The following is a 24,755-nucleotide window of genomic DNA, read 5'->3' as shown; positions in this document are numbered from 1 at the left end:
AAAATGAAAAAAAAAATATTTTTAATAGAAATACAAACTGAAGATTTGCCAAGTAAAGAACTTAAAAATATAGCAGAATTTTTTTATTCATCTACTAAAAAAGAACTAAATATCCATGATATCCAATATAAATCAATAGTTCTGTATTATACTTCTAAACGAATAGCTTTAAAAATTTCTTCTGTATTATATACTCAAAAAAATAAATATATTAGAAAAATAGGTCCGTTAATACAAAAATCTTTTGATGATAGTCAAGATATAGATCCATTAATTAAATCATGGTTAAAGTTAAATCATATATCTATTCAAAATACAAATACAATACTGATAAATCAAAAAAAATATCTATCTTATACCAATAAACAAAAAACACCTCCGTTAAAAAAAATTTTAATACATATTTTATCAAAAATAATAAAAAAAATACCATCTAAAAAATCTATGCTTTGGAATTCTAACTCCATACGATTTTCTAGACCAATACTGAATATAATGATATTATTAAATCATAAAATCCTTACCTTAAACATACCTGGAATTACCTATAAAAATATTTCTCACGGACATTTTTTAATGGCTCCTGAAAAAATAATTTTTACACATGCTGATCAATATACCCAAGAATTATTTAAAAAAAAATATATCATAATTAATTATGATGAAAGAAAAAAAAATATACTCAATCAAATCAATTTTCTATCAAAAAAAATTCATAAATCTATTAATATTAATAAAAAACTATTAGAAGAAACTACAGCATCAGTAGAATGGCCAATAGCACATTTAGGTCAATTTAAAAAAAAATATTTAAAAATACCTCTTGAAATATTACTTTATGTTATAGAAAATAATCAAAAATATTTTCCATTATACAATAATCAAACAAATACTCTAACAAATTATTTTATAATTATTAGTAACATCGATACTATAAATAAAAAAAAAATAATACGAGAAAATGAACAAGTGTTACATTCAAAACTAAGCAATATAATATTTTTTATTAAAAAAGATCAAGAAATAAAATTTACTGACAGATTAATTTTATTAAAAAATATATCTTTTCAAAAAAATCTTGGGTCTATGTATGATAAAACATATAGAATAAAAAAATTAAGTCAATACATTGCTAATAAAATAAATACCGATATAAAATTAACTAAAAAATCAGCTATTTTATCAAAATGTGATCTATCAACTAATATTATAACAGAATGCGCAGCTCTTCAAGGAGTTGTTGGTATGCATTACGCATTAAAAAATCAAGAACACAAAAAAGTATCTTTAGCTATTAAAGAGCATTATTTACCAAATTTTGCACAATCAGATATACCAACACAAAAAATATCATGTGCATTGAGTATTGCAGATAAAATAGATACTATTGTAGGAATTTTTAGTATTAATAAACAACCAAAAAATCGCAAAGATCCATTTGCTTTACGTCGTGCAAGTATTGGAATTATTCGTATTATTGTTGAAAAAAAAATAAATATTGATCTTTATCAAACAATCAAGAAATCAATTTATTTATATAAAAACATACAAAAAAAAAAAAAATTAATACAATTAATCTTAAATTTTATACTCTCAAAATATCTATCATTATATTCAAAAAACTATGATATAAAAATTATACAATCTGTTTTATCTCTACAATTAATTAATATTCTTGATATTAACAAACGTATAAATGCACTAACAGATTTTAAAAAAAAATATAAATTAAATAATATCATTTTAATATATAAACGAATTAATAATATTATCTCAACGACTATAAAAAAATCAAAATTAATAAAAATAAATTTAAATTATTTATCTTATAAAAAAAATTTTTTATTGCACGAAAATCAATTAATTGAGCTAATTAAAGTCCTGTATATAAAAATAGATCAATCCAAAAAAATAAATTATTTATATTTATTAAAACAAATACATCAACTGTGCAAACCAATAGATATATTTTTTAAAAAATCTTTAATAAATGATCCAAAAATAGAAATACGTTCATATCGTATATTTATACTACAACAAATAAAAAAATTATTTTTCTATATAACTGATTTTTCCTATCTATAAAGGCAAGATGGATGTTTATTTCTTAAAAATATAAATAAATACATTATGCAACAATATATTTCATGTATTTAATATATATAAATAAATATATATATTAAATGCATACATATTATGTATTGTTATATTTATACAATAATTCTTGTAAAAATAATTAAATATCATTCTATATTCATAGAATGACTTAATACCTTCGATACAGTTAAATATAAAAATTATATTTAATATTTAATAAATATATAAAATATTGAATAATAATATATTTTTTAAAAAAATTAAATTGTTATTAAACAAAAATATCTACATATTTTATAAAAAATAAATATATTATTAACACATATTTTAATAACATTAAATTATATGAATTACATAATAACTTTTTTATTATAATTAATTTTTTTTAAATAAAATACGCGATTTCTTAATTTTTTGAATAGATTTAAATATTACTACTCTATATACAACAATTTTTACATATTCTCCGGCGTGTTTATTTTTATCAGATCATTATTCTTTATCTTTTAAATAAAAATTTATAAAACCATAGAATCTAACTTCCTCTCCAGTTTCTAAAGAAATACGCGTTTTTTCAAAAAAATATCTACTGACTATCTTATTGGCTTAATTTTATTTTTTTTAAAGAAATAATTTAAAATGTCTTCTTTATAAGACATATAATTTAATCTCTTAATACTGCTCCAAATTTATATTTTAACGCATTAATACATTTTAAAATATTTAAATTAATATCAGATTCTTTCAAAGTAATATTCATACTATTAAAAGTAAAACATACAGAGATACTCTTTTTTTTAATCGGAATATTATGTCCGGTATATACATCATATGTATATACATGAGTATTTTGTATACTAATGTTATCTAAACACAGATTTACAATATCTTTACTTAAAATAGTATCTGAAATAATAATAGAAATATCTCTCGTACTATTTGGTAATAAGGATATATTCTGAATATTAATAGTAGATTGATCGCAAATTTTTTTCCACATAATCTCAAATAATATCACAGAATCTTTTAAATCAAATTTATCATAAAAAGAAGAATCTAATACTCCCATTCGACCAATTAATTGATTATATAAATAAATTCCTACACTGTGTTTGGAACATAGCCCCATAAATTCTTCTGAAATAAACTCTATATTATTAAGTTTACCACAAATATTTAAAATAGATTCAATATCACCTTTTAAATCATAAAAATCTAATTTTCTATTTTTTATATACCATTCGCGACGTCCAACAAAACCGCTAATAGCACCAGATAAATATTCATCTTGAAAAATTGAAGAAGAACTTTCTTTAGGAGAAACAAAACATAAACCAGTTTCAAAAACACGAATAGATTCCTGTTGTCGTTTTTGATTATACGCAACACAATTCAATAAACCAATCCATAATGATGATCTCATTTCAGACATTTCATTTGAAATAGGATTTTTTATTTTTAAAATCTTATCTTTTAACCGAAAAAATTTGTGTAAAGTAGCGTTTATAAAACTATATGAAATAATTTCAAAATATCCGCGATCAGAAAGAAATAATTTAATTCGTGATAATGATATTCGATTTTCTTTATTTAAAAAATTATTTATACATTTTTTCGGTGGTTTTGATATAATTTTTTCATATCCGTACATTCGAATTATTTCACTAATTACATCTTCAATAATTATAATATCAGTACGCCAATACGGCGGTGTAATATAAAAAACATTATTATTTTCAGAATATAGAAAATAACAATCATTTAAAATAGCGATTATATCCTTTTTGGTAAACACAATACCAGAAATTTTATTTAATTTTTCAAGTGTTAATAACAAAATTATAGGAGTAAATATACTCATATTCATTTGATATATTTTTAAAATAGAAAAATTTCCACTACATATTGTATTGATTAATGTTCGCGTATATTCAAAAATATTTTTTTGTACATTAGGATATATATTATATCTTGTAAAATCTGTATTTTTATTAATAACTGGAAATACTAAAGATCGTCGCCGTATAAAAGCAGGATCAAAACAAATAGATCCTAAAAATAAATTTTTTGTAGAATTCTTTAATTCAATAAACTCAGAATACTGCATATCTTCAAAAGATAAAATTTTTTCCAAATCACGTAAAATAATTGTACTTTTAGGTAAAAAAAATTTTTTATTATCTTTATTTATGATGAATTTTTCTTCCTCTAAACTATCAATATACAATTGCTTACATAAATTATCCAAATCAAGTATATGAAACCAATGTCCAGTTTCAATAAATACATAATTAATAATATTTTTTATAATATTATCTGTAAATAAATCAGATTGAATTAATCTTTCTTGCATATAAAAAGGTAAAATAGATTTTAAATCTAAGGAATAAATTTCACAAAAAATATATTGAATAAAATCATTATTAATGCTAACGTTTATATTATTTTTAATAAAATTATTGTGATTTAAAGAATTTTGATATTTAAGTTGAGGTAATTGTGATTTATTTAATAATGCAATTTCACGTGATACACCCCAAATAGAATGTAAATCTGTTCTATTAAACGGAACAAAAAATTTCATTATATATCGATTTATGCGTCTGTAATTACAGAAATTCGATCCAACTACAGCATTCTTTTCAAGAATAATAATATCATGATTACCTTTATCTATTCCTAATAGATGATAAGAACCAAATATATTATTAACACTGTTTTTAAATAAATTTATTTTTGGTATATGATTTTTTTTTTTAAAAACATTATTAGATAAAATAATTGGTATTTTAGAACCTATTAATAAATATTTTTTATCTGAGAATATAATAAAAATTTTTTGATTATTTAATATACAAACTTTGTATATAACTAATTTGTTACTAACATCATACGGTTTTTTAGAAAAAATTTCACCAATCACCGCATCATGTACTTGAATTTTATTTTCTCTAATACATTCTGCTTCACAACCAAAACTCGTTAATTGTTCACACAGTTGTTTACTTGAAATAGATGGATTAACCCATTGACGTAACCATTCTTCTCCGAACTTCATTACTATTTCTCACTATTAAACAAATTGTTTTAAAAATCGTATATCGTTTTCAAAAAAACAACGAATATCAGATATTGAATATTTCAACATAGCTATTCTTTCTATACCAATACCGAATGCACAAGCAGAGTAAACATTACCGTCAATATTACAAGTCTTTAAAACATTTGGATGTACCATTCCACATCCTAATATTTCTAACCAATTACCGTTCTTATCTTGAATATCCATCTCTGCAGACGGGCAAGTAAAAGGAAAATAAGAACTACGAAAACGTATTTTAATATTTTTTTTTAAAATCTGAATTACAAAATTTTCTAAAATCCATTTTAAATTCGAAAAAGAAATTGATTCATCTACTATTAAACCTTCAATTTGATGAAACATAGGAGTATGCGTATGATCATAATCTCTACGGTATACCTTTCCCGGAATAATCGCTCTAATAGGTCCAGGATTTTTTTCTAATACTCTAATTTGCATACTAGATGTTTGAGTACGTAAAACATAATTTGAATTAAACCAAAAAGTATCACTAATATTTCTTGCTGGATGATTATGAGGTATATTTAAAGCATCAAAATTATAATATTTATTTTCTATTTCAGGTCCATAATAAATATTAAAACCTAAATAATTAAAAATTTCTATAATTTCTTCCATAATCATGGTAATAGGATGCAAACTACCGCGTTCCATTTTTCTACCAGGTAATGTATAATCTATAAAATATTTATTTTTTTGATTAATTAATTTATTATTTTTTAATTTTATTTTTTTTTTATAAATTTTATTTTTAATCTTTTGTTTAAAACTATTTAAAATAGTACTGCATTTTATACGCTCAGAGATATTTAATGTAACTAATTTACTAAAATAGTAGCATAAAATACTATTTTTACCTAAATACTTTGATTGAAAATTATTCAGTGATACACTATCATTTATTTTTTTAATTTCTTGCATAGCAGCTATAAAATTTATTTTTATAGACTTATATATTTCTTTTCTTAATTTCACATGTACACCAATATATCCGTTTATCAATTAAACATATTATAAAATTTTTAATATACATAGGGAGATTACAAACTCTCCCTTTGATCCAATTTATAAATTTTTTAAAATTATTAACTAATTAAAGCAATTTTAGATTTTTCTACTAACGTATTAAACATATCCTTATCATGTATTGCGATTTCTGCTAACATTTTTCGATTAATATTAATTGCTAAAATCTTTAAACCATAAACAAATTGACTATATGACACGTTATGATTCTGAACTGCAGCATTAATTCTAATAATCCATAATTTTCGAAAATTTCTTTTTTTAATACGTCTATCTCTATAAGCGTATTGACCAGCTTTGATAACAGCTTGATTGGCAACACGATATACCCTGGACCGTGCTCCATAATATCCTTTCGCTAACTTAATTATTTTTTTATGACGAGCATGTGCTGTAACACCTCTTTTAACACGCGCCATTAAAAGTCTCCTATAAATTATTTCAATATATAAATTCTTTGATAAAATCAACAATAAGGAAGAAAAATAGATACTCTGTGATGATCCGATGCAGAAATAATAATTTTTTTACGAAGATGACGTTTATAGTTTGTATCTTTTTTAGTTAAAATATGGCGTAAATTAGCTTTTTTACGCTTAAAATGACCAGAAGCAGTTTTTTTAAATCTCTTCGCTGCACTACGTAAAGTTTTAATTTTTGGCATAAATATTCCAGAATAGATATATATATATATTTAAATAAAAATTTATATTTTATTATTATAAATAAATTTTATCTTTTTGGAGACAAAATCATTATCATTTGCCGACCTTCAATTCGTTGGGGAAAATATTCGACACAAGTTAAAGATGATAAATCATTTTTTAATCGATTTAACATATTAATTCCGATATTTTGGTGTGCCATTTCTCGACCCTTAAATCGTAAAGTAATTTTTATTTTATTACCATCTTTCAAAAATCTTATTAAATTTCTTAATTTAACTTGATAATCTCCTTCACCTGTATTCGGTCGAAATTTTATTTCTTTAATTTGTACAACTTTTTGTTTTTTTTTCTGTTTTTTAAGAGCTTTACTTTTTTCGTACAAAAATTTACCATAATTCATAATACGACATACTGGAGGTTGAGAATTAGGACTAACTTCTACTAAATCAAAACCATATATTTTTGCTTTCTCTAATGCTTGATTTATATTAACGATACCTAGTTGCTCACCTTTTAAACCCATTAATCGAACTTCAGAAGAACGAATCTCATGATTAATGCAATAAGAGCGAGATAATTGACTTTTTTTTCCGGCTTTAATACTCTAATCCTCCACATTAAAATCTTTTATATTATTATTTTTAATATTATTTAAGATATTCTCAATAAAATAATCTATATTTTGTTGATACTGTTTACAAGAAAATCGGTTTCTTACCGTAACAGAATTAGATTTGATTTCTTGATCACCGCATACTAAAATATATGGAATTTTTTGCTTAATATAAGAATGAATTTTAAAACTTATACTAGCACGAGTAATATTAGAAACTGCTCGAATATTATTCATTAATAATTTTTGCATGATCTGTTGTACATATAATATATGCGAATCTGCGATACTTAAAACTACTACCTGTATAGGACACAACCATACCGGTAAATTGCCGTTATATTCTTCAAGAAGAATACCGATAAATCTTTCAATTGAACCTAATAATGCTCTGTGAATAATAACCGGATATTTTTTAATACCTCGTTTATTAATATAAGACGCGTTTAATTGCTTAGCTAAATAAAAATCTAACTGAATAGTGCCACATTGCCATATTCGTTGTAAATTATCTTCTAAAGAAATTTCAATTTTAGGACCATAAAACGCTCCTTCACCTAATTTATACTGAAATGGTATACTATGTTCATTTAAAACAGACTCTAAATCATTTTCAGCTTGATTCCATATACGATCATCACCAATTCTATTTTCTGGACGAGTAGAAATATTGATAGTAATTTTTTTAAATCCAAACGTTTGATATAAATCAAGTAATAAATTAATACAATTATTTAATTCTAGCTTAATTTGTTTTTTTGTACAAAAAATATGAGCATCATCCTGAATAAATCCTCGTACACGCATTAATCCATGTAGTGAACCTGATGATTCTTGTCGATGGCAACATCCAAATTCTGCAATGCGTATCGGTAAATCCTTATAAGATTTTAAACCGTTCTTAAAAATTAAAACATGTGCCGGACAATTCATAGGCTTAATACAATATTCTCTATTTTCTGATTTAGTAATAAAAATAGAAGTATGATAATATTTCCAGTGACCACTTTTTTCCCATAAATATTTATCAAGAATGATTGGGCTCTTAACTTCTAAATAATTATTTTTCATTAAATAAATACGAATAATTTTTTTTAATTCTCTAACAATAATATACCCATGATGATGCCAAAATACCATTCCAGGTGATTCTTTTTGAATATGATACAAATTTAATAATTTAGCAATTTTACGATGATCCCGTTTTTCTAGTTCTTGTGATCTAATAATAAAATCTGATAACTGATTTTTTGAAATCCATGATATAACATGAATTCGTTGTAACATTCTATTATTTTTATTATTTTTCCAATATGCTCCTGATATATTTTTTAATGAAAAATATTGACAAAATTTGATATTAGAAACCTGAGAATGATTAGAAAATTCACAATAATCTTCGTGATAACAAACATTAATAATATTTTTGTTAATACACTGTGCTTTTATTATATTAACTTGATAAATTTCATTTTTTTGATTTAAGATATTTAAAAAATCTGATGTAATCATGTTTTTAGTATGTATTTTATATGAACTAAAAATTAGTTTTATCATTTTTTTAGAAATTTTATTTAAATCGTTTTTTGTTAACATATATGACATATCAAAATCACAATAGAATCCATATTCAGTCATGCTTCCACCAGCTATCTTCACTTCTGGCCAGATAATTGTTAATACACGATTTAATAACTGCATACAAGAACGTCTAACTTGTTGTATAAATTTTCTATTATGTTCATCAATCATCACAACATGCGCGTCATGATGTATTAATGTATTTAAATCAAATAACTGATTATTTACTAGTCCAGCTATAAAACGTGATTTGTGATCAGGAAATATATCTCGAAAAATATCTTCTAAAGTAACCGCACTAGTATAAAATTTATTAACTCCATTACACGACGTAATAATCGGCATATCTAATCCTTAAAGAATATATTTAAAAAATATAACTATAAAATATTTAATATTTAAAATCTAATTTTAACTACTTTTGATAATTGTTGTATAATTGATAAACTGTCTTCCCATCCTAAACAAGAATCTGTAATAGATTGACCAAAAACTAAATCTTTAATATCAGTTACATTTTGTGATCCTTCTTTTAAAAAACTCTCAATCATAACGCCGGAAATAGCAGTGGATCCACTACAAATTTGATCAGAAACAGAATACGCAACTTCTAGTTGCCGTTTGTAGTTTTTAAAAGAATTAGCATGACTAAAATCAACAATTAAATGTTCTGGCAAATTAAACATTTTCAATTTTTTAACTGCAAGATCAATATCTGATTTATGGTAATTTGGTAATTTTCCTCCTCGCATAATCATATGGGCACAATTATTTCCAAGAGTATTATGAATAACGATTTGGCCAGAATTATTAGGTGTTAAAAATAAATGACTAGCTCTAGCAGCGCGAATAGCATCAATTGCAATCAAAATATTTCCATCTGTTCCATTTTTAAACCCCACCGGACACGGCAAATAAGAAGCTAATTCTCTATGAACTTGACTTTCTGTAGTACGAGCTCCAATAGCGCCCCAACTAATTAAATCAAAAATAAATTGACTTACAATCGAATCTAAAAATTCGGTTGCTGTCGGAACACCTAATTTATTAATTTTTAATAATAATTTTCTTGCTATAGACAAACCTTGATTAACACTCAAACTACCATCTAAAAAAGGATCAGAAATTAATCCAGTCCATCCTAATACAGTACGAGGTTTTTCGAAATATGTTCTCATAACAATTTCTAAATAATCAGAATACTTATTACGTAATATCTGTATTTTTTTAGCATATTCTATTGCAGCAATAGGATCATGAATAGAACACGGACCAATAATAACTAATAATCTTTTATCTCGTCCTGATAAAATATTTTGTATATTATTACGCGTTATTTTAATTAAATTATATACGTCAGACGTAATAGAATAACGACGCGATAATTCTCGTGGAGTTATTAATAAATCATCGTCATATTTTATGCTAACTAATTCATCATTTTTTTTCATTTCATTCTCTACATAATTGAAAAAATCACATTTAAGATAATTAATTATTTATTTTATAAAATAAAAATTTTATATACATAACTTTTTTTATTTATAAAATAAATTAAATTCTATCAAATATATAATAATAAATATTATTAAAAAAAATCATCATTAATAAAAAACACAATTTTTTATTATTTAATATATAATACCATATTCAAATCATGTAATTTAAAATTAATAAATATTATTTAATTAAATTAAATATAAACTTATTATATTTTAAAAATTTTCAAGAAAAACAACATATTATTAATTACAATATTATTCATACTAAATAACATCTTTAATGATTTAAGATATTTAAAAATATAAATACTACTTTTTAAAAAAACTATTATAGTAATGATTTTTTTTATTAAAATACTCAATAATAACAACTATATTAACAGTTAATATCATTTTTAAAAAATAATTATTTATAAAAATTCAACTGTTTATTTTAAATATTAAAAATATTAACTTTAATTGTATTAAATATTCGTATACATAAACAACTTACATATTTATATTTAAAATGCTATCCAATAAAGTTTAATATTTACATATTAACAAAAAAATCCTATAATTAAAAATAACAATTATAAACTCAAACTATCATTTTTATGATATAAAACATATTAATTAATAAAAATATAATTATGAATATAATATTAAAAAATCAAATAAATAAATCTCTGCCAATTCAAGTGACTAAAAAAGCTGCAAAACAAATACTATTTTTATTAAAAAAAGATAAAGATAGTTCAGGAGTTACAATACAATTAAAAAAATCAGGATGTGCTGGATTTAAATATGTATTAAAAATAAAAAAAAAAATAAAAAATTCAGATTATATATTTATGACAAAATCTATTAAATTTATTATTCCGAAAAAACTAATACCTCAATTATATACAACCAAAATAGATTTTATACAAACTGGATTAAATAATTCTTTTATATTTACAAATACTAAACACACCTCTATTTGCGGTTGCGGAGAAAGTTTCAATATAGAAAATATTGAAACTTAATATTGTTAAAAATATTTTTAAAAATTATATTTTCCATACAATCAATACATAATGTTTTCTACCTCTACATAACAATGTATATTTACCAAATAATAAATCTGATTTATTAAAAGAATAATTTTTTTGAATTTGTATTTGACCGTTAATACGAATTGCCTGAGCACTTATCATATTACGAGCTTGCGTTAAAGAAGAAGATAAACTTGTTTTTACTAATGCATTCGGTAAATCTAATAAATTGTTACAAAAGATAGATGGAATTCCATCTTGTATTAATTGTACAAAATCTTCTTCTTTAATTTCTTTTATAGATCCTTGACCAAATAAAAAATATACAATACGTTTAACAGATTTTAAAGCCTTTTTACCGTGTACAAATTTAGTTAAATACTCAGCTAAAAAAATTTTTTTATTTATCAAATTTTGTTTTATATGAACACTATTAAATTTAAGATCCACTAATTCTATATCCATTGAAGTAAATAACCGAATAAAGTTATTTATATCACTATCTAAAGTATTAATCCAAAATTGATAAAATTTATACGGACTAGTTCTTGTAGCATCTAACCATATTGTATTGCTTCCAGTTTTTCCAAATTTTTCTCCATTAGTGGTAGTTAACAGTGGATTTGTAATACCAAATACTTCTTTATGATACAATTTTCTAATCAATCGAATTCCAGATAAAATATTACCTCCTTGATCAGAACCACCTATCTGCAATGTAACGCCGTATTTTTTGTATAAAATTGAAAAATCATAAGCTTGCAATAAACTATAAGAAAATTCTGTAAACGAAATTCCAGTTTTTTGCTCTATTAATCTTTTTTTTACAGATTCTTTATGAATCATATTATTTACAGAAAAATGTATACCTATTTTCGTTAAAAACGATAATATCGATATGTCTTTAAACCAAGAATAATTATTTAATATAATTGCTTTATTTATAATATGATCACTATCTTTAAAAAAATATGATAACTGTTTTTCTAAGCAAATTTGATTATATTGTAAAATATCTGGTGAATTTTTTGATCGCTCAGATATTCTAAAACTCGGATCTCCTACTAAGCTAGTGGCTCCTCCGATTAAAATAACGGGAGTATGACCAAATTTTTGAAAATATTTTAAACATAAAATTGGTAATAAATGACCTACATGTAAACTACTTTCTGTTGGATCAAAACCACAATATAAAAAAATATTTTTATTTTTTATATGTTTATATAAATTTAATTTATTAAATATTTTATAAAAAAAACCTTTTTTTTTTAAAAAATCTAAAATATTAATGTCTGTAATCATTTTAATGATCCATGAAAATTATAACTTCATAAAAATAAATAATTATATTTAATTTATTAAACAATATAGTTTTATTTTAATTTAAAAAATATTTTATATAACGTATATATAATAATATATAATATATTGTATTAAATATAAATATCTATAAAATATGTATTTTTATATTTATTTAATTTATTTTTTAATTTTATTAAAATATTCACACCATGTATTTATAATACAACTTGAACATTTTGGAGAAATAGATTTACAAAAAGAACGCCCGTGTAATCCAAACCAAGTATGAATACGAGATTGAAATTTAGCAGGAACAACACGAAATAATTTTTTTTCTACTATATTTACAGAGGTACCAACTGCAAAACCAGTACGGTTAGCTACTCTAAATACATGCGTATCAACTGCAATAAAATTTTTTTTTAATACAATATTTAAAAATAAATTAGCAGTTTTTCTACCAACACCCGGTAACTGTAATAATTGATCTATATCCATTGGTATTTTTTCGTCATATATATCTATTAGATATCGACAAGTTTTAAAAATAAATATAGCTTTTTTATTAAATAATCCAACTGAACGAATAATATCCTTCAATTTTTTAAAACCTAATTGTATTACGTCCGATGGCTTAGATATATATAAAAATAATTTTTTAGTTACGTTAATAACTTGAATATCAGATGATTTTGCAGATAACATAATAAAAATAAGTAATTCAAATAATGAACAATAATTTAATTCAATTTTTGAATTTGAAAAATATCTTTTAAAATTTCTTAAAATTAACACACGTGTATTTTTATTCATTTTTAATTCTAAAGTAACATAAAAATATACTAATTTTTATCTTATACAATCTTAAAAAATCATATTATTAAATTTAATTAAACTAATAATAGCATTAGTAAAAATATAATAATTTTTTATTGATAAATTATATCATATATTATATTATATATTATACACGTTCGTAACTCAATGGTTAGAGTGCTACTATGACATAGTAGAAGTTAGTGGTTCAAATCCACTCGAACGTATAAAATTAAAATAAAAATTATTATGTTAATAAAAAAATTATTCTTAAAATATCCACATCAAAAATATTTTTTACTAGCTCTAAGCGGCGGTGTAGATTCTGTTGTATTATTTTATCAATTAATATTATATAAAAAAATATTTTCAAATATTAAAATTAGAGCTATACATATTAATCATAATTTAAATATAGATTCTATACGATCACAAAATCACTGTAAAAAAATATGTAACCAAAATAACATTGACATCATTATTGATACTCTAAACATACCTAAAAAAAATAAATACGGTATAGAAGGTTATGCTAGAATTGCAAGATTAAAAATTTTTAAAAATTACTTGTTACCAACTGAAATACTATTACTAGCTCATAATCTCAATGATCAATGTGAAAATATTTTTTTATCCCTACAAAGAAAAAGTGGTATACGCGGTTTATCCGGTATGTCGTACAGTTCTGTATATAATAAAATTACAATAGTGCGACCATTAATAAATGTACAAAAGAAAAAAATTATATCTTGGGCACGATCCCAACAACTAATCTGGATAGATGACGAATCAAATAAAAATATTAAATATGATAGAAATTTTTTAAGAAATATTATTCTACCTAAAATATATACACGCTGGCCTCATTTTTTAAAAAATTGTACACAAAGCATGCAGATGCTTAAAAAGCATCAAATATCATTAGATTTTTTTATCCTACATTTTTTAAAAAAAAATACATGTTTAGACGGATCATTATCTTTACTAAGATTTAATAAATTAATAAAAGAAGTCCAATTCTCTATTCTAAAAACATGGTTAACAAAAACCTATAAGATTCCCACTCATAATATATTAAAAAGAATATATACAGAAATTATTATCAATAAAAATTATCATAATAAAAAAATCATTTTTAATAAACGCGAAATTAGACGATTCACGGAAAAAATATATTGTATAATTCCTTATTCTAATATTAGAAATACCATGGTAATCTGGAAAGATATTAAAATACCTTTACGACTACCAAATAAATTAGGAATATTAATCCCTACTAAAAAATATTTAAAAACTGAAAAAATTACTTCAATTCATCGTATACCATATCCACTAAAAAATACATTAATCAACGTTTGTTTTTATATTAAAAAAAATTATACCAATACTAAAAATAATACAAAAATAAAAAAAATATGGCAAAAATACAATATACCACCCTGGTTAAGAACTATAATTCCTTTGTTATATTATGATAATAAACTAGTATCTGGTATCGGTGTATTTGTTACAAACAATCATCCTATAAAAAATAGGAAATATTTAACTGTCAAATGGATTAATAAAATTTAAAAAAATTAAATTTTTTTTAAAAAAAAATCAATATCTTTAATATCAATACGTTTATATAAATAAGAAAACCGATTAATTTTATGATTTAAAAGAGGCGTAGAAATATGTTTCCACATTAATGATGTATTTAAAAATAACTCTATGTTGGTAACTAATTCAGGCATAATCGGTTTTAAGAAAATAATTAAAATCTTAAATAAATTAATCCCTAATGAGCAAATATTATGTACTTGATTTTTATTAGATGCATTTTTAATTAATATCCACGGTTTACGTTTACTAATATATTTATTTGCAAGATCTGATAAATATCTAATTTTTTGAATTACTAAAGAAAATTTTCTATCCTCAAAAAAACTTTCAATTTCTACAGCAGTACTAATAAATTTTTTATATATACCTGATTTTATTAGTTGATTAGATAATATGTTATTAAAATATTTTTCTAGAAAAGAAGCATTACGTGATGCTAAATTTATTATGTTATTAACAATATCTGCATTAATTTTATATGCATAATCATACAAATTTATATCTATATCTTCAATTGTATTAGATAATTTTGAAGCAAAATAATACCGTAAAGAATCAGAATCAAAACATGATAACCATTGACGAGCTAATATTATAGCTCCCTTAGATTTAGATAATTTTAATCCGTTACAAGTTAAATAACCATGAGTAAATATTTTTGTAGGTTTTCTATACCCACATCCTTCAAGGATGGCCGGCCAAAATAAAGCATGAAAATAAATAATATCTTTACCAATAAACTGGTATAATCTATTTTTAGAATTTATTGACCAAAATTCATCAAAATTAATATCTTTTTTAATATCGCATAATTCTTTAAAACAACTAAGATATCCAATAGGAGCATCGAACCATACATAAAAAAATTTACTAGAATAACCGGGAATTTTAAAGCCAAAATATGGTTGATCTCTAGAAATATTCCAAGAACGTAAATTACTAGTTAACCACTCATTAATTTTATTGAATACTGATGTTTGTAACACACCGGAATTAACCCATTTTTTTAAAAAATTTAAAAAAAAAGATAATTTAAAAAATAAATGATTAGAAAATTTTATCTGAGGTGATGAATTAGATAACTCAGAAGTAACTTGTAATAATTCTGTTGCATCATAAATAGCGCCACAAACATCACAATTGTCACCATATTGATCATCTGAATTACATTGTGGACATACCCCTTTAACCAAACGATCTGATAAAAACATATTTAATTTAATATCATATAATTGAGCAATTTTTTTTTCTTTTAAAAATTTTTTTTTTAAAATAATATTAAATATTTTATTACATAATTTTTTATTAACTGGACTATGAGTAGACGAATAATGATCATGAATAACAGAAAACTTCAGAAAAATATTTTTATGTTGCTTATGCATACTATTAATTAATTGATCAGGACTAATCTTCATTTGCTTAGCTTTCAGCATTATTGCTGTTCCATGTGCATCATCAGCGCAAATAAAAAATACTGAACGATTTTTTAAACGAAAATATCGTACCCAAATATCTGCTTGTATCTGTTCTAATAAATGACCTAAATGTATTTCTCCATTAGCATATGGAAACGCGCATGTTACTAAACTCTTATACATAGAATTTTTCATAAAAAACCATAATTATAGAAAATAAATATTACAAATAAAATTTTATACAGATAAAATCTAATAAATATTATTTATAAATAATTGTTACATTAAAATATTACAATATATGAAACGTTTAATTTTTATATCTATATAATTTTGATAAATTTGTTATTTATCTAACCAATCAGTATGAAAAATACCTGATTTATCAACTCTATGATATGTATGAGATCCAAAATAATCTCTTTGTGCTTGTATTAAATTTGCAGAAGAATTTACAGTACGATATCCGTCGTAATAAGATAATGCAGCAGAAAAAACAGGAACAGAAATTCCGTTAGACACAGCTGTACTAACAACATTACGTAAGGACTGGTGATATTTATTAATAATATCTCGAAATATTGGAGCAAATAATAAATCAATTAAATTTTTATTTTCAGAATAAGCTATAGCAATATCATTTAAAAGATTTGCTCTAATAATACAGCCAGCTCGAAAAATTTTAGCAATTATAGAAAAAGATAAATTCCAAGAATAATATTCTGATGCTCTTTTCATTAAGTAAAAACCTTGTGCATATGAAATAATTTTTCCTAAATATAAAGCTTGTCGAATATCTTCAACAAATTTTTCTCGATTAAAATTATTATTTATAGATATTTTGGGACCGGATAATATGGTTGACGCAATCATTCTGTTAGCTTTAAAAGATGATAAATATCTTGCAAAAACAGATTCTGTAATAACAGAGCATGGTACATGTAAATCTAATCCACTTTTTGATGTCCACGTCCCAGTACCTTTATTAGATGCAGAATCTAAAATAACATCTATAATAAAATTACCGTCTATATCTTTTTTACATAAAATATTTCCGGTTATTTCTATTAAATAACTACATAATTCTCCTTGATTCCAATGTTTAAAAATATTTGATGCATCTATATTATTCATACCAATTAAATTTTTTAATAACGAATATGTTTCTGAAATTAACTGCATATCACTGTATTCAATACCATTATGTACCATTTTTACATAATGTCCGGATCCGTCAGGACCTAAATGTTCTACACACTCTTCTTGATTATATTTAGCTGAAATATTTTTAAAAATAGGAGCTACTAATTTATATGCTGCAATAGTTCCGCCGGGCATAATAGAAGGTCCGTTTAAAGCACCTTCTGCTCCGCCTGATATCCCTACTCCAAGAAAATGAATAGATTTTTTTTGCAAAAAATTAAATCGTTTAATTGTATCTATATAAAATGAATTACCTCCGTCTATTATTAAATCATCAACACACACATGAGACAATAAATTATGTATTAATTCATCCACCGGAGCACCTGATTGTATCATCATAACAATGCAACGTGGTTTGCGTAATGAATGAATAAATTCTTTCAAAATAAGATATGGATGTAATCGTTCAATCGGTTCGTTAAACAATATTTTCATTGTTTTATTAAATGATCGATTAAAAACCGATACCGTATATCCGTGATTAACAATATTACACGCTAAATTCTTTCCCATAACTCCCATACCAATAACACCAATATCATGGTTTGACATATATATCCTTCACAAAAGTAAATGTTTTTAAAATATTAAATAAAATATAAAAAATAAATAATTAATAAAAAATTAATCATAAAATATTTTTATTTATGCATACGATCTTTTAAATTATTAATAATTAATTCTAAATCTATACTCATAGATTGTAATAAAATTAATAAATGAAATAATAAATCAGATGATTCATTAATTAAATTAACAGAATTTTTTTCTAAAAAAGCTATAATTACTTCTACTGATTCTTCTCCAACTTTTTGAGCAATTCGGTGTCTATTTTGAGTAAATAAATTACTAATATATGATTTTTCTAACTTTTTTTTTTTTCGTAATTTAATTATATTTTCTAACTGCAATAAAAAAGAATAAATTGGTTGAGAATGTTCAAAACAACTAAATCTATTAAGATGACAAGTATTTCCGGCAGGCTGTACTTGAACTAAAATAACATCACCATCACAATCTGTAGTGATGTTTTTAACATATAAAAAATTCTTTGAAGTTTCTCCTTTAATCCATAATCTTTTTTTTTGCCGAGAATATAAAGTAAATAATTTCTTTTCAAGAGTGTGATGATATGCTTCTTGGTTCATATATCCGCACATTAATATTTCGCCTGAAACATAATGTTGTGCGATAGCCGGAATCATATTTTTTAATTTATCCCAATTTAAATTGGCAATATTATTATAATTTAACATTGTCTAATTGTAACTCCGTGATTAAATAAAAAATTCTTTAAATCTACAATAGAAATACTTTTATCGTGAAAGATCGACGCTGCTAACGCACCATCAACTTGAGAAATATTAAATACATCTAAAAAATCATACATGTTTCCAGCTCCTCCAGATGCAATTAAAGGAATCAAACAAATGTCGCGTATTTTTTTTAACTGTTCAACATCATATCCTTTCTTAGTGCCGTCAGTATTCATTGTATTTAATACAATTTCACCCGCACCTAATTTTTGAACTTTTTTAATCCATTCAACAGTTTTCCAATGAGTTACACGTGATTTATATTTATCACCAGTATATTGAAATATTTGATAATTTTTGTTTACTTTATCGTACCATGAATCTATTCCTACTACAACACATTGAACTCCAAAACGATCTGCTAATTTACTAATTAAATATGGATTATTTAACGCAGATGAATTAATAGAAATTTTATCAGCTCCTGCTGATAAAATCTGTTGTGCATCGTGAATAGAAGAAATACCTCCTGCTACTGAAAAAGGAATATTAATAATTTCAGCAATACCAGTAATCCATTGTATATCTAATAATTTTTTTTGAGGTGATGCTGAAATATCATAAAAAACTAATTCATCAATTCCATTTTGAGAATAATACTTCGCTAATTCAATTATTTTTCCAATAACGATATGATTATTAAACTGAATACCTTTGACAACCATACCATCTTTAACATCTAAACAAGCGATAATTCTTTTTGCCAACATTGACGAGCCTCCAAAAAAGTAAATTTTTTTTCTAATAAAGCACGCCCAATAATAACGTGTTCTACATTATGTTCTTGTAATGAACATATGTCCGCAATAGAACAAACACCTCCGGAAGATTGTAATATAATATTCGGAAATTGTTTTTTTAAATGTTTATATAATTCGACATTAGGACCTAAAAATGTTCCGTCTCTTAAGATATCAGTACATAAAATATTTTTTAATCCATATGGAACAAACATACTAACAATATCCTCTATATTAGACTGTGTTATAACCTTCCAGCCGTTAATAGCAATTTTATTTTCATTTTTATTATTAACCTTTATATCGACCGCTAATATTAACTTGTCACCTCCATATTTAGATAACCATCGTTTAAATTTATTAGGATATAAAATAGCTACCGTACCTATTACAATCTTATTAACACCAACATCTAATAAAGATTTTATATCATCATGTGTACGTATACCACCACCTACTTGAAACGTAATATTCTTATAATTAGAAACAATTTTTAAAATATTTTTTTGACGATCTAAAGGATTGCTACATCCATCTAAATCTACTAAATGTATATGAGTAGCTCCGTGACATATGTATTCGTCAATTTGTTCAAAAATATTAATATTATATCGTGTTTTACAATTATAATTACCTTGATATAATCGTACCGTTTTACCTTGAATAAAATCTAATGATGGAATAATCATATTTTTATATCTCTAAAAAATTTTTAATTAATTGTTCGCCGGAATAACCTGATTTTTCCGGATGAAACTGTACACCAAAAAAATTTTCCACCGCTACTGCAGAACAAAAAGAAATACCATGTTTAGAAATAGCAATCGTATATTCATTCTGCTTCATATAATAACTATGTAAAAAATAAAATCGAGTATTATCATCAATATTGTTAAATAAAAAATTATTTTTAGTAATATTTACAATATTCCAACCAATATGTGGAATATAACAGTTATTATTAGGTAATTTTTTTATCGAATAAGGTATTTTATTTAATAAAATACATTTTTTTCCTTCATCACTGTATGTTCCTAATAACTGCATACCTAAACAAATACCTAAAATTGGTTGTGTTGTATTTTTTATAAATGATAATAAATTTTTATTTTTTAAAATATTTATTACGGCAGCAGCAGTACCTACACCAGGTAGAAATATCTTATGAGCTATTTTAATATCGTGAATTGAATCAGTAATACTAGCCTGATATCCTACCCGCTGTATAGAATATTTGATAGAATTCAAATTAGAACAACCCGTATTAATAATCACAATTGTCATTGTAAAAAACCTTTTGATGTAGGTAAATCATTTCCTTGTATATAAATAGCTTGTTTTAACGTACGACCAAATGCTTTGAACAAACTCTCGGCGCAATGATGATCATTATTACCTCGAGCATGTAAATGAATCGTAAGGTTCATAGACTGACTTAATGAATAAAAAAAATGTTCTATCATGCATGTGCTTAAATCACCGACATATTTATTTGTAAAATTTGCATAAAACGATAAAAAAGAACGACCAGATATGTCGATAATACATGAACAAATACTCTCATCCATAGGCAACGTAAAACCATATCTTGATATTCCTATTTTATTCTTTAGTGCATTTTTTAATGCAGTTCCAAATGTTATTCCAATATCTTCTACAGTATGATGATCATCAATAGATAAATCACCAATGACATCAATATACATAAAAATACCTCCATGTATTCTGATTTGATCTAACATATGATTTAAAAAATTAATACCTGTATTAATGTAACAAACAATAGGAATATCTAAACTAATTCTAATAAATATTTTTGTTTCTAAAGTATTTCTAGAAATTTCTGAAAACCTATTAGGATATGTTAATTGTGTTACTATATGTTCCCATGAACAAAATTCAGGATGATATAAAAAACTTTTAATGCCCATATTATCAGCTAATTTAATATCTGTATCTCTATCTCCTATTACGTAACTATTTTTTTTATCTAATTTATTATTAATCCAATATTTTACTAATGAAGTATTTGGTTTTCGACAATCACATTGTTCATGAATAAAATGCGGACAAATTAAAATACTTTTAAAAAATATTTTTTGTGAACAAAAAATATCCAACATTAAATTATGTATTTTGCTAAACTTCTGAATAGGGAAAGATTTACTCCCTAAACCATCTTGATTAGTTATGATAACTAACTGATATCCCAGTTTAATTAATTGTAACAAAGAAACAATGACATTTTTTTCTAAAAAAAATTTACTATAACTATCAATTTGAAATGTTTTTTTAGGTTCGCGAATTAGCGTACCGTCACGATCAATAAATAAAAATTTTTCTTTCATATTACAATTTTTTTGTCTCAAACCTAGATAATACAGAAATTAAATCTTGACATTCATTCATAGTACCTACTGATATTCTTAAACAATCCTTTAAACCGAGTTTATGAGATTGATCGCGTATAATGATTCCATTTGATGTGAGATATTGAAAAATAATTTCAGAATAAAAAAATTTAATAAGAATAAAATTAGTTTGACTTAAAAAAATGTTTTGTATACATGAAAAAATTTTTAATTTTCTAACTAAAAATTCTTTATTATACAAAATTTTCAATATGTTTTTTTGTACGTATTTAATATTACCTGCTTTCAATGATTGTACGGCGATATCAGATATCGGCGTAGCAATCGGGTAAGGGGTTAACACTTTTTTTAGAATATTAATTACATATGTATTTGATAATACAAATCCGCATCTTAAAGACGACAGACCAAAAGCTTTTGATAAAGTACGCAATATAACTAAATTAGTGTATTGATTTAATATATCGATAAAACTATTTTCTATAGCATAATCTATGTAAGCTTCATCGATTATTAATAAAGTTGTTTTCGGAATAAATTTAAGAATACTAATAATATTTTTTCGTAAAAACATATTTCCAGTTGGATTATTAGGATTACATACATAAATTAATTTAACATTATTAATATTTTTTTTAATGCTAATTAAATCTAACTGAAAATTTGATAAAAGTGGAATTATTATTTTTCTTATATTAAAAATATCAGCATTTATAGCATACATATCATATGTAGGAGGAAAAAACATAATTTTATCGTTACCCGAGATACAGAAAGAACGCATCAATAATTCTATGCCTTCATCTGCACCTCGTGTAATTAAAATATTTTTTTTTGAAATACCGGCATATTGAGAATACTTGTTTAATAATTCATATGGTTGAAAATCAGGATATCGATTTAAATTATTATGTTTACATTCAATCGTATTCGTCCAAGGAGATTCATTAGCATTTAAATAAATACGACCAGTTAAACCAATACGACGTGCTGACTGGTACGGTTTTAACGCATCTATATGTCGAGGAACTAAATGTTTCATATGATATCCACTCACTATATAGTAGAAATATTTTTTAAAAAATTTGTTCTGATTGTTATCGATTTACTATGAGCATCCATGCCTTCTATTTTAGATAATACTTTAATATGATGTGATAAATTCATTAGAGACTGTTTTGTCATTTTTTGAACTGTAATTATTTTCTGAAAATCGGAAATTTGTAAAGAAGAATAAGCATTAGAGTATCCATATGTGGGTAAAACATGATTTGCTCCTGTAATATAATCACCTGCAGATCCAGGTGTCCATTTTCCTAAAAAAATTGATCCAGCATTTTTTATATACGATAAAAAATTTTCTGAATCTTTTATGTGTAAAGTCAGATGTTCGGGAGAATATAAATTAGAAATATTAAAACAATCAATTAACGATTGAGCAACAATAATTCTGCTATTTTTTAATGCATGTAAGATAATATCTTGTTTTTTTAAGCCTAATATTTGTTTATTAATAATAAATACTACATTTTTTAATAACTCTATGTTCGTACTTAATAATATTACTTGTGAATTACTATCATGTTCTAATTGAGCTAAAAAATCAGCAGCAATAAAATCAGGACGAGAACTGTTATCAGCAATAATTAACATTTCTGAAGGACCAGCGGGCATATCAATAGATACTCCAGGAACTGAACGACTAATCTGTAGTTTAGCTTCTGTAACAAACATGTTACCGGGTCCGAAAATTTTATCTACATGCCCTATACTCTCAGTACCTAACGCAAGAGCAGCAATAGCATGAGCGCCTCCTAATTGAATAACTTTTTTAATACCAGACACTTTAGCAATATATAATATTTCATTACTAACAGGCGGCGGAGAACATAATATAATATTTGGACATCCAGCTAATTGCGCAGGAATTGATAACATTAAAGCAGTAGAAACCAATGGATATTGCCCTTTTGGAATATATAATCCTACTGAATTAATCGGTCTAATAATTTGTTGACAGTGTATACCTGGGTATGTTTCTACTTCTAAATTAGAGAATATTTGTTTAGCGTGGAATGTACTAATATTTTTTTTTGCTATTAATATAGATCTCTTAAATGATGTAGACACTAAATTAGAGGAAAAATCAATTTTTTCTTGAGTTATATAAAAACAATCTGTTTTTATTTTATCAAACTCTAAATTATAGGAATGTAAAGCAGTATCTCCGTATTTTCGAATTCTATTAATAATTTTCGAAACATATAATTTGATCTTATCATCAGTATGCAAAGATGGTCTTAAAAGTATATTACTTTGTTCTTGTGTTGTTAAATTATTCCAATAAATAATATTTTTATTTGCATCTAACATA

At 23.7% G+C, this 24,755-nt stretch carries 21 protein-coding genes and 1 tRNA gene; 4 read left to right on the top strand and 18 right to left on the bottom strand.

Going from position 1 to position 24,755, the window contains the following annotated elements:
- Positions 1–3: 3 nt before the first annotated feature.
- The gene (glyS, locus tag APCICUMA2628_RS00460; protein WP_154027173.1) at positions 4–2,085 is read left to right on the top strand and encodes a glycine--tRNA ligase subunit beta; all 2,082 of its coding nucleotides are present in this window, start codon (positions 4–6) and stop codon (positions 2,083–2,085) included.
- Between the two features lie 676 nt (positions 2,086–2,761).
- Here glyS and pheT read toward each other — a convergent pair.
- The 7 genes from pheT to APCICUMA2628_RS00425 all read right to left on the bottom strand — a co-directional run bounded on the left by pheT (position 2,762) and on the right by APCICUMA2628_RS00425 (position 10,539).
- Complete coding sequence (gene pheT / locus APCICUMA2628_RS00455) at positions 2,762–5,155, bottom strand: phenylalanine--tRNA ligase subunit beta (protein ID WP_154027170.1); 2,394 nt, start codon at positions 5,153–5,155, stop codon at positions 2,762–2,764.
- Positions 5,156–5,170: 15 nt separating this feature from the next.
- On the bottom strand, positions 5,171–6,121 hold the full coding sequence (pheS, locus tag APCICUMA2628_RS00450) for a phenylalanine--tRNA ligase subunit alpha (RefSeq protein ID WP_154027766.1): 951 nt from the start codon (positions 6,119–6,121) through the stop codon (positions 5,171–5,173).
- A 164-nt stretch (positions 6,122–6,285) separates the two neighbouring features.
- Positions 6,286–6,645 carry a 50S ribosomal protein L20 gene (gene rplT, locus APCICUMA2628_RS00445; RefSeq protein WP_154027167.1) on the bottom strand — a complete coding sequence of 120 codons (360 nt, stop codon included), beginning with the start codon at positions 6,643–6,645 and terminating at the stop codon, positions 6,286–6,288.
- Between the two features lie 47 nt (positions 6,646–6,692).
- Complete coding sequence (gene rpmI, locus APCICUMA2628_RS00440; protein ID WP_154027164.1) at positions 6,693–6,890, bottom strand: 50S ribosomal protein L35; 198 nt, start codon at positions 6,888–6,890, stop codon at positions 6,693–6,695.
- 68 nt (positions 6,891–6,958) lie between these two features.
- Entirely contained in the window at positions 6,959–7,495 is a 537-nt protein-coding gene (gene infC, locus APCICUMA2628_RS00435; RefSeq protein WP_154027161.1) for a translation initiation factor IF-3, read from the bottom strand.
- 3 nt (positions 7,496–7,498) lie between these two features.
- The gene (gene thrS / locus APCICUMA2628_RS00430) at positions 7,499–9,433 is read right to left on the bottom strand and encodes a threonine--tRNA ligase (RefSeq protein WP_154027158.1); all 1,935 of its coding nucleotides are present in this window, start codon (positions 9,431–9,433) and stop codon (positions 7,499–7,501) included.
- Positions 9,434–9,486: 53 nt separating this feature from the next.
- Positions 9,487–10,539: a 3-deoxy-7-phosphoheptulonate synthase gene (locus tag APCICUMA2628_RS00425; protein ID WP_154027154.1), complete on the bottom strand. Its 1,053-nt coding sequence runs from the start codon at positions 10,537–10,539 to the stop codon at positions 9,487–9,489.
- Positions 10,540–11,222: 683 nt separating this feature from the next.
- On the opposite strand from APCICUMA2628_RS00425, the gene APCICUMA2628_RS00420 reads away from it, so the two are divergent.
- On the top strand, positions 11,223–11,597 hold the full coding sequence (locus APCICUMA2628_RS00420; RefSeq protein WP_154027151.1) for a HesB/IscA family protein: 375 nt from the start codon (positions 11,223–11,225) through the stop codon (positions 11,595–11,597).
- A 24-nt stretch (positions 11,598–11,621) separates the two neighbouring features.
- Here the strand turns inward: APCICUMA2628_RS00420 and tyrS are convergent, their stop codons facing one another.
- Together tyrS and APCICUMA2628_RS00410 are read right to left on the bottom strand one after the other, a co-directional pair.
- A complete protein-coding gene (gene tyrS, locus APCICUMA2628_RS00415) occupies positions 11,622–12,905 on the bottom strand; it encodes a tyrosine--tRNA ligase (protein WP_420021841.1) in 1,284 nt (427 codons plus the stop codon).
- Positions 12,906–13,085: 180 nt separating this feature from the next.
- Entirely contained in the window at positions 13,086–13,721 is a 636-nt protein-coding gene (locus APCICUMA2628_RS00410; RefSeq protein ID WP_154027145.1) for an endonuclease III domain-containing protein, read from the bottom strand.
- A 157-nt stretch (positions 13,722–13,878) separates the two neighbouring features.
- Between APCICUMA2628_RS00410 and APCICUMA2628_RS00405 the strand changes: the two genes are divergently transcribed.
- Positions 13,879–13,951: transfer RNA gene (locus APCICUMA2628_RS00405), tRNA-Val, on the top strand.
- 22 nt (positions 13,952–13,973) lie between these two features.
- Positions 13,974–15,296: a tRNA lysidine(34) synthetase TilS gene (gene tilS, locus APCICUMA2628_RS00400; RefSeq protein WP_154027142.1), complete on the top strand. Its 1,323-nt coding sequence runs from the start codon at positions 13,974–13,976 to the stop codon at positions 15,294–15,296.
- Positions 15,297–15,301: 5 nt separating this feature from the next.
- Here tilS and metG read toward each other — a convergent pair whose 3' ends face one another.
- From metG to hisD, 9 genes are all read right to left on the bottom strand, one after another.
- Complete coding sequence (gene metG, locus APCICUMA2628_RS00395) at positions 15,302–16,942, bottom strand: methionine--tRNA ligase (protein WP_154027138.1); 1,641 nt, start codon at positions 16,940–16,942, stop codon at positions 15,302–15,304.
- 150 nt (positions 16,943–17,092) lie between these two features.
- Complete coding sequence (gndA, locus tag APCICUMA2628_RS00390; RefSeq protein ID WP_154027135.1) at positions 17,093–18,505, bottom strand: NADP-dependent phosphogluconate dehydrogenase; 1,413 nt, start codon at positions 18,503–18,505, stop codon at positions 17,093–17,095.
- A gap of 89 nt (positions 18,506–18,594) precedes the next feature.
- On the bottom strand, positions 18,595–19,209 hold the full coding sequence (gene hisIE, locus APCICUMA2628_RS00385) for a bifunctional phosphoribosyl-AMP cyclohydrolase/phosphoribosyl-ATP diphosphatase HisIE (RefSeq protein ID WP_154027132.1): 615 nt from the start codon (positions 19,207–19,209) through the stop codon (positions 18,595–18,597).
- Positions 19,203–19,979 (bottom strand): imidazole glycerol phosphate synthase subunit HisF, encoded by a 777-nt coding sequence (hisF, locus tag APCICUMA2628_RS00380; protein ID WP_154027129.1) that lies wholly within the window; start codon positions 19,977–19,979, stop codon positions 19,203–19,205. Before hisF ends, hisIE begins: the two co-directional genes overlap by 7 nt.
- The gene (locus tag APCICUMA2628_RS00375) at positions 19,949–20,698 is read right to left on the bottom strand and encodes a 1-(5-phosphoribosyl)-5-[(5-phosphoribosylamino)methylideneamino] imidazole-4-carboxamide isomerase (RefSeq protein ID WP_154027126.1); all 750 of its coding nucleotides are present in this window, start codon (positions 20,696–20,698) and stop codon (positions 19,949–19,951) included. The genes hisF and APCICUMA2628_RS00375 overlap by 31 nt, the downstream gene beginning before the upstream one ends.
- Positions 20,699–20,702: 4 nt before the next feature.
- The gene (gene hisH / locus APCICUMA2628_RS00370; RefSeq protein WP_154027123.1) at positions 20,703–21,293 is read right to left on the bottom strand and encodes an imidazole glycerol phosphate synthase subunit HisH; all 591 of its coding nucleotides are present in this window, start codon (positions 21,291–21,293) and stop codon (positions 20,703–20,705) included.
- Positions 21,290–22,357 (bottom strand): bifunctional histidinol-phosphatase/imidazoleglycerol-phosphate dehydratase HisB, encoded by a 1,068-nt coding sequence (gene hisB, locus APCICUMA2628_RS00365; protein ID WP_154027120.1) that lies wholly within the window; start codon positions 22,355–22,357, stop codon positions 21,290–21,292. The genes hisH and hisB overlap by 4 nt, the downstream gene beginning before the upstream one ends.
- A 1-nt stretch (position 22,358) precedes the next feature.
- Positions 22,359–23,423 carry a histidinol-phosphate transaminase gene (gene hisC, locus APCICUMA2628_RS00360; protein ID WP_154027117.1) on the bottom strand — a complete coding sequence of 355 codons (1,065 nt, stop codon included), beginning with the start codon at positions 23,421–23,423 and terminating at the stop codon, positions 22,359–22,361.
- A gap of 14 nt (positions 23,424–23,437) precedes the next feature.
- Positions 23,438–24,754: a histidinol dehydrogenase gene (gene hisD, locus APCICUMA2628_RS00355; protein WP_154027114.1), complete on the bottom strand. Its 1,317-nt coding sequence runs from the start codon at positions 24,752–24,754 to the stop codon at positions 23,438–23,440.
- Position 24,755: the final 1 nt, after the last annotated feature.

This window comes from Buchnera aphidicola (Cinara cuneomaculata) (genome assembly GCF_900698865.1).
Lineage (GTDB): Bacteria > Pseudomonadota > Gammaproteobacteria > Enterobacterales > Enterobacteriaceae > Buchnera_F > Buchnera_F aphidicola_AA.
This window is presented reverse-complemented; position numbering and strand designations above follow the sequence as displayed.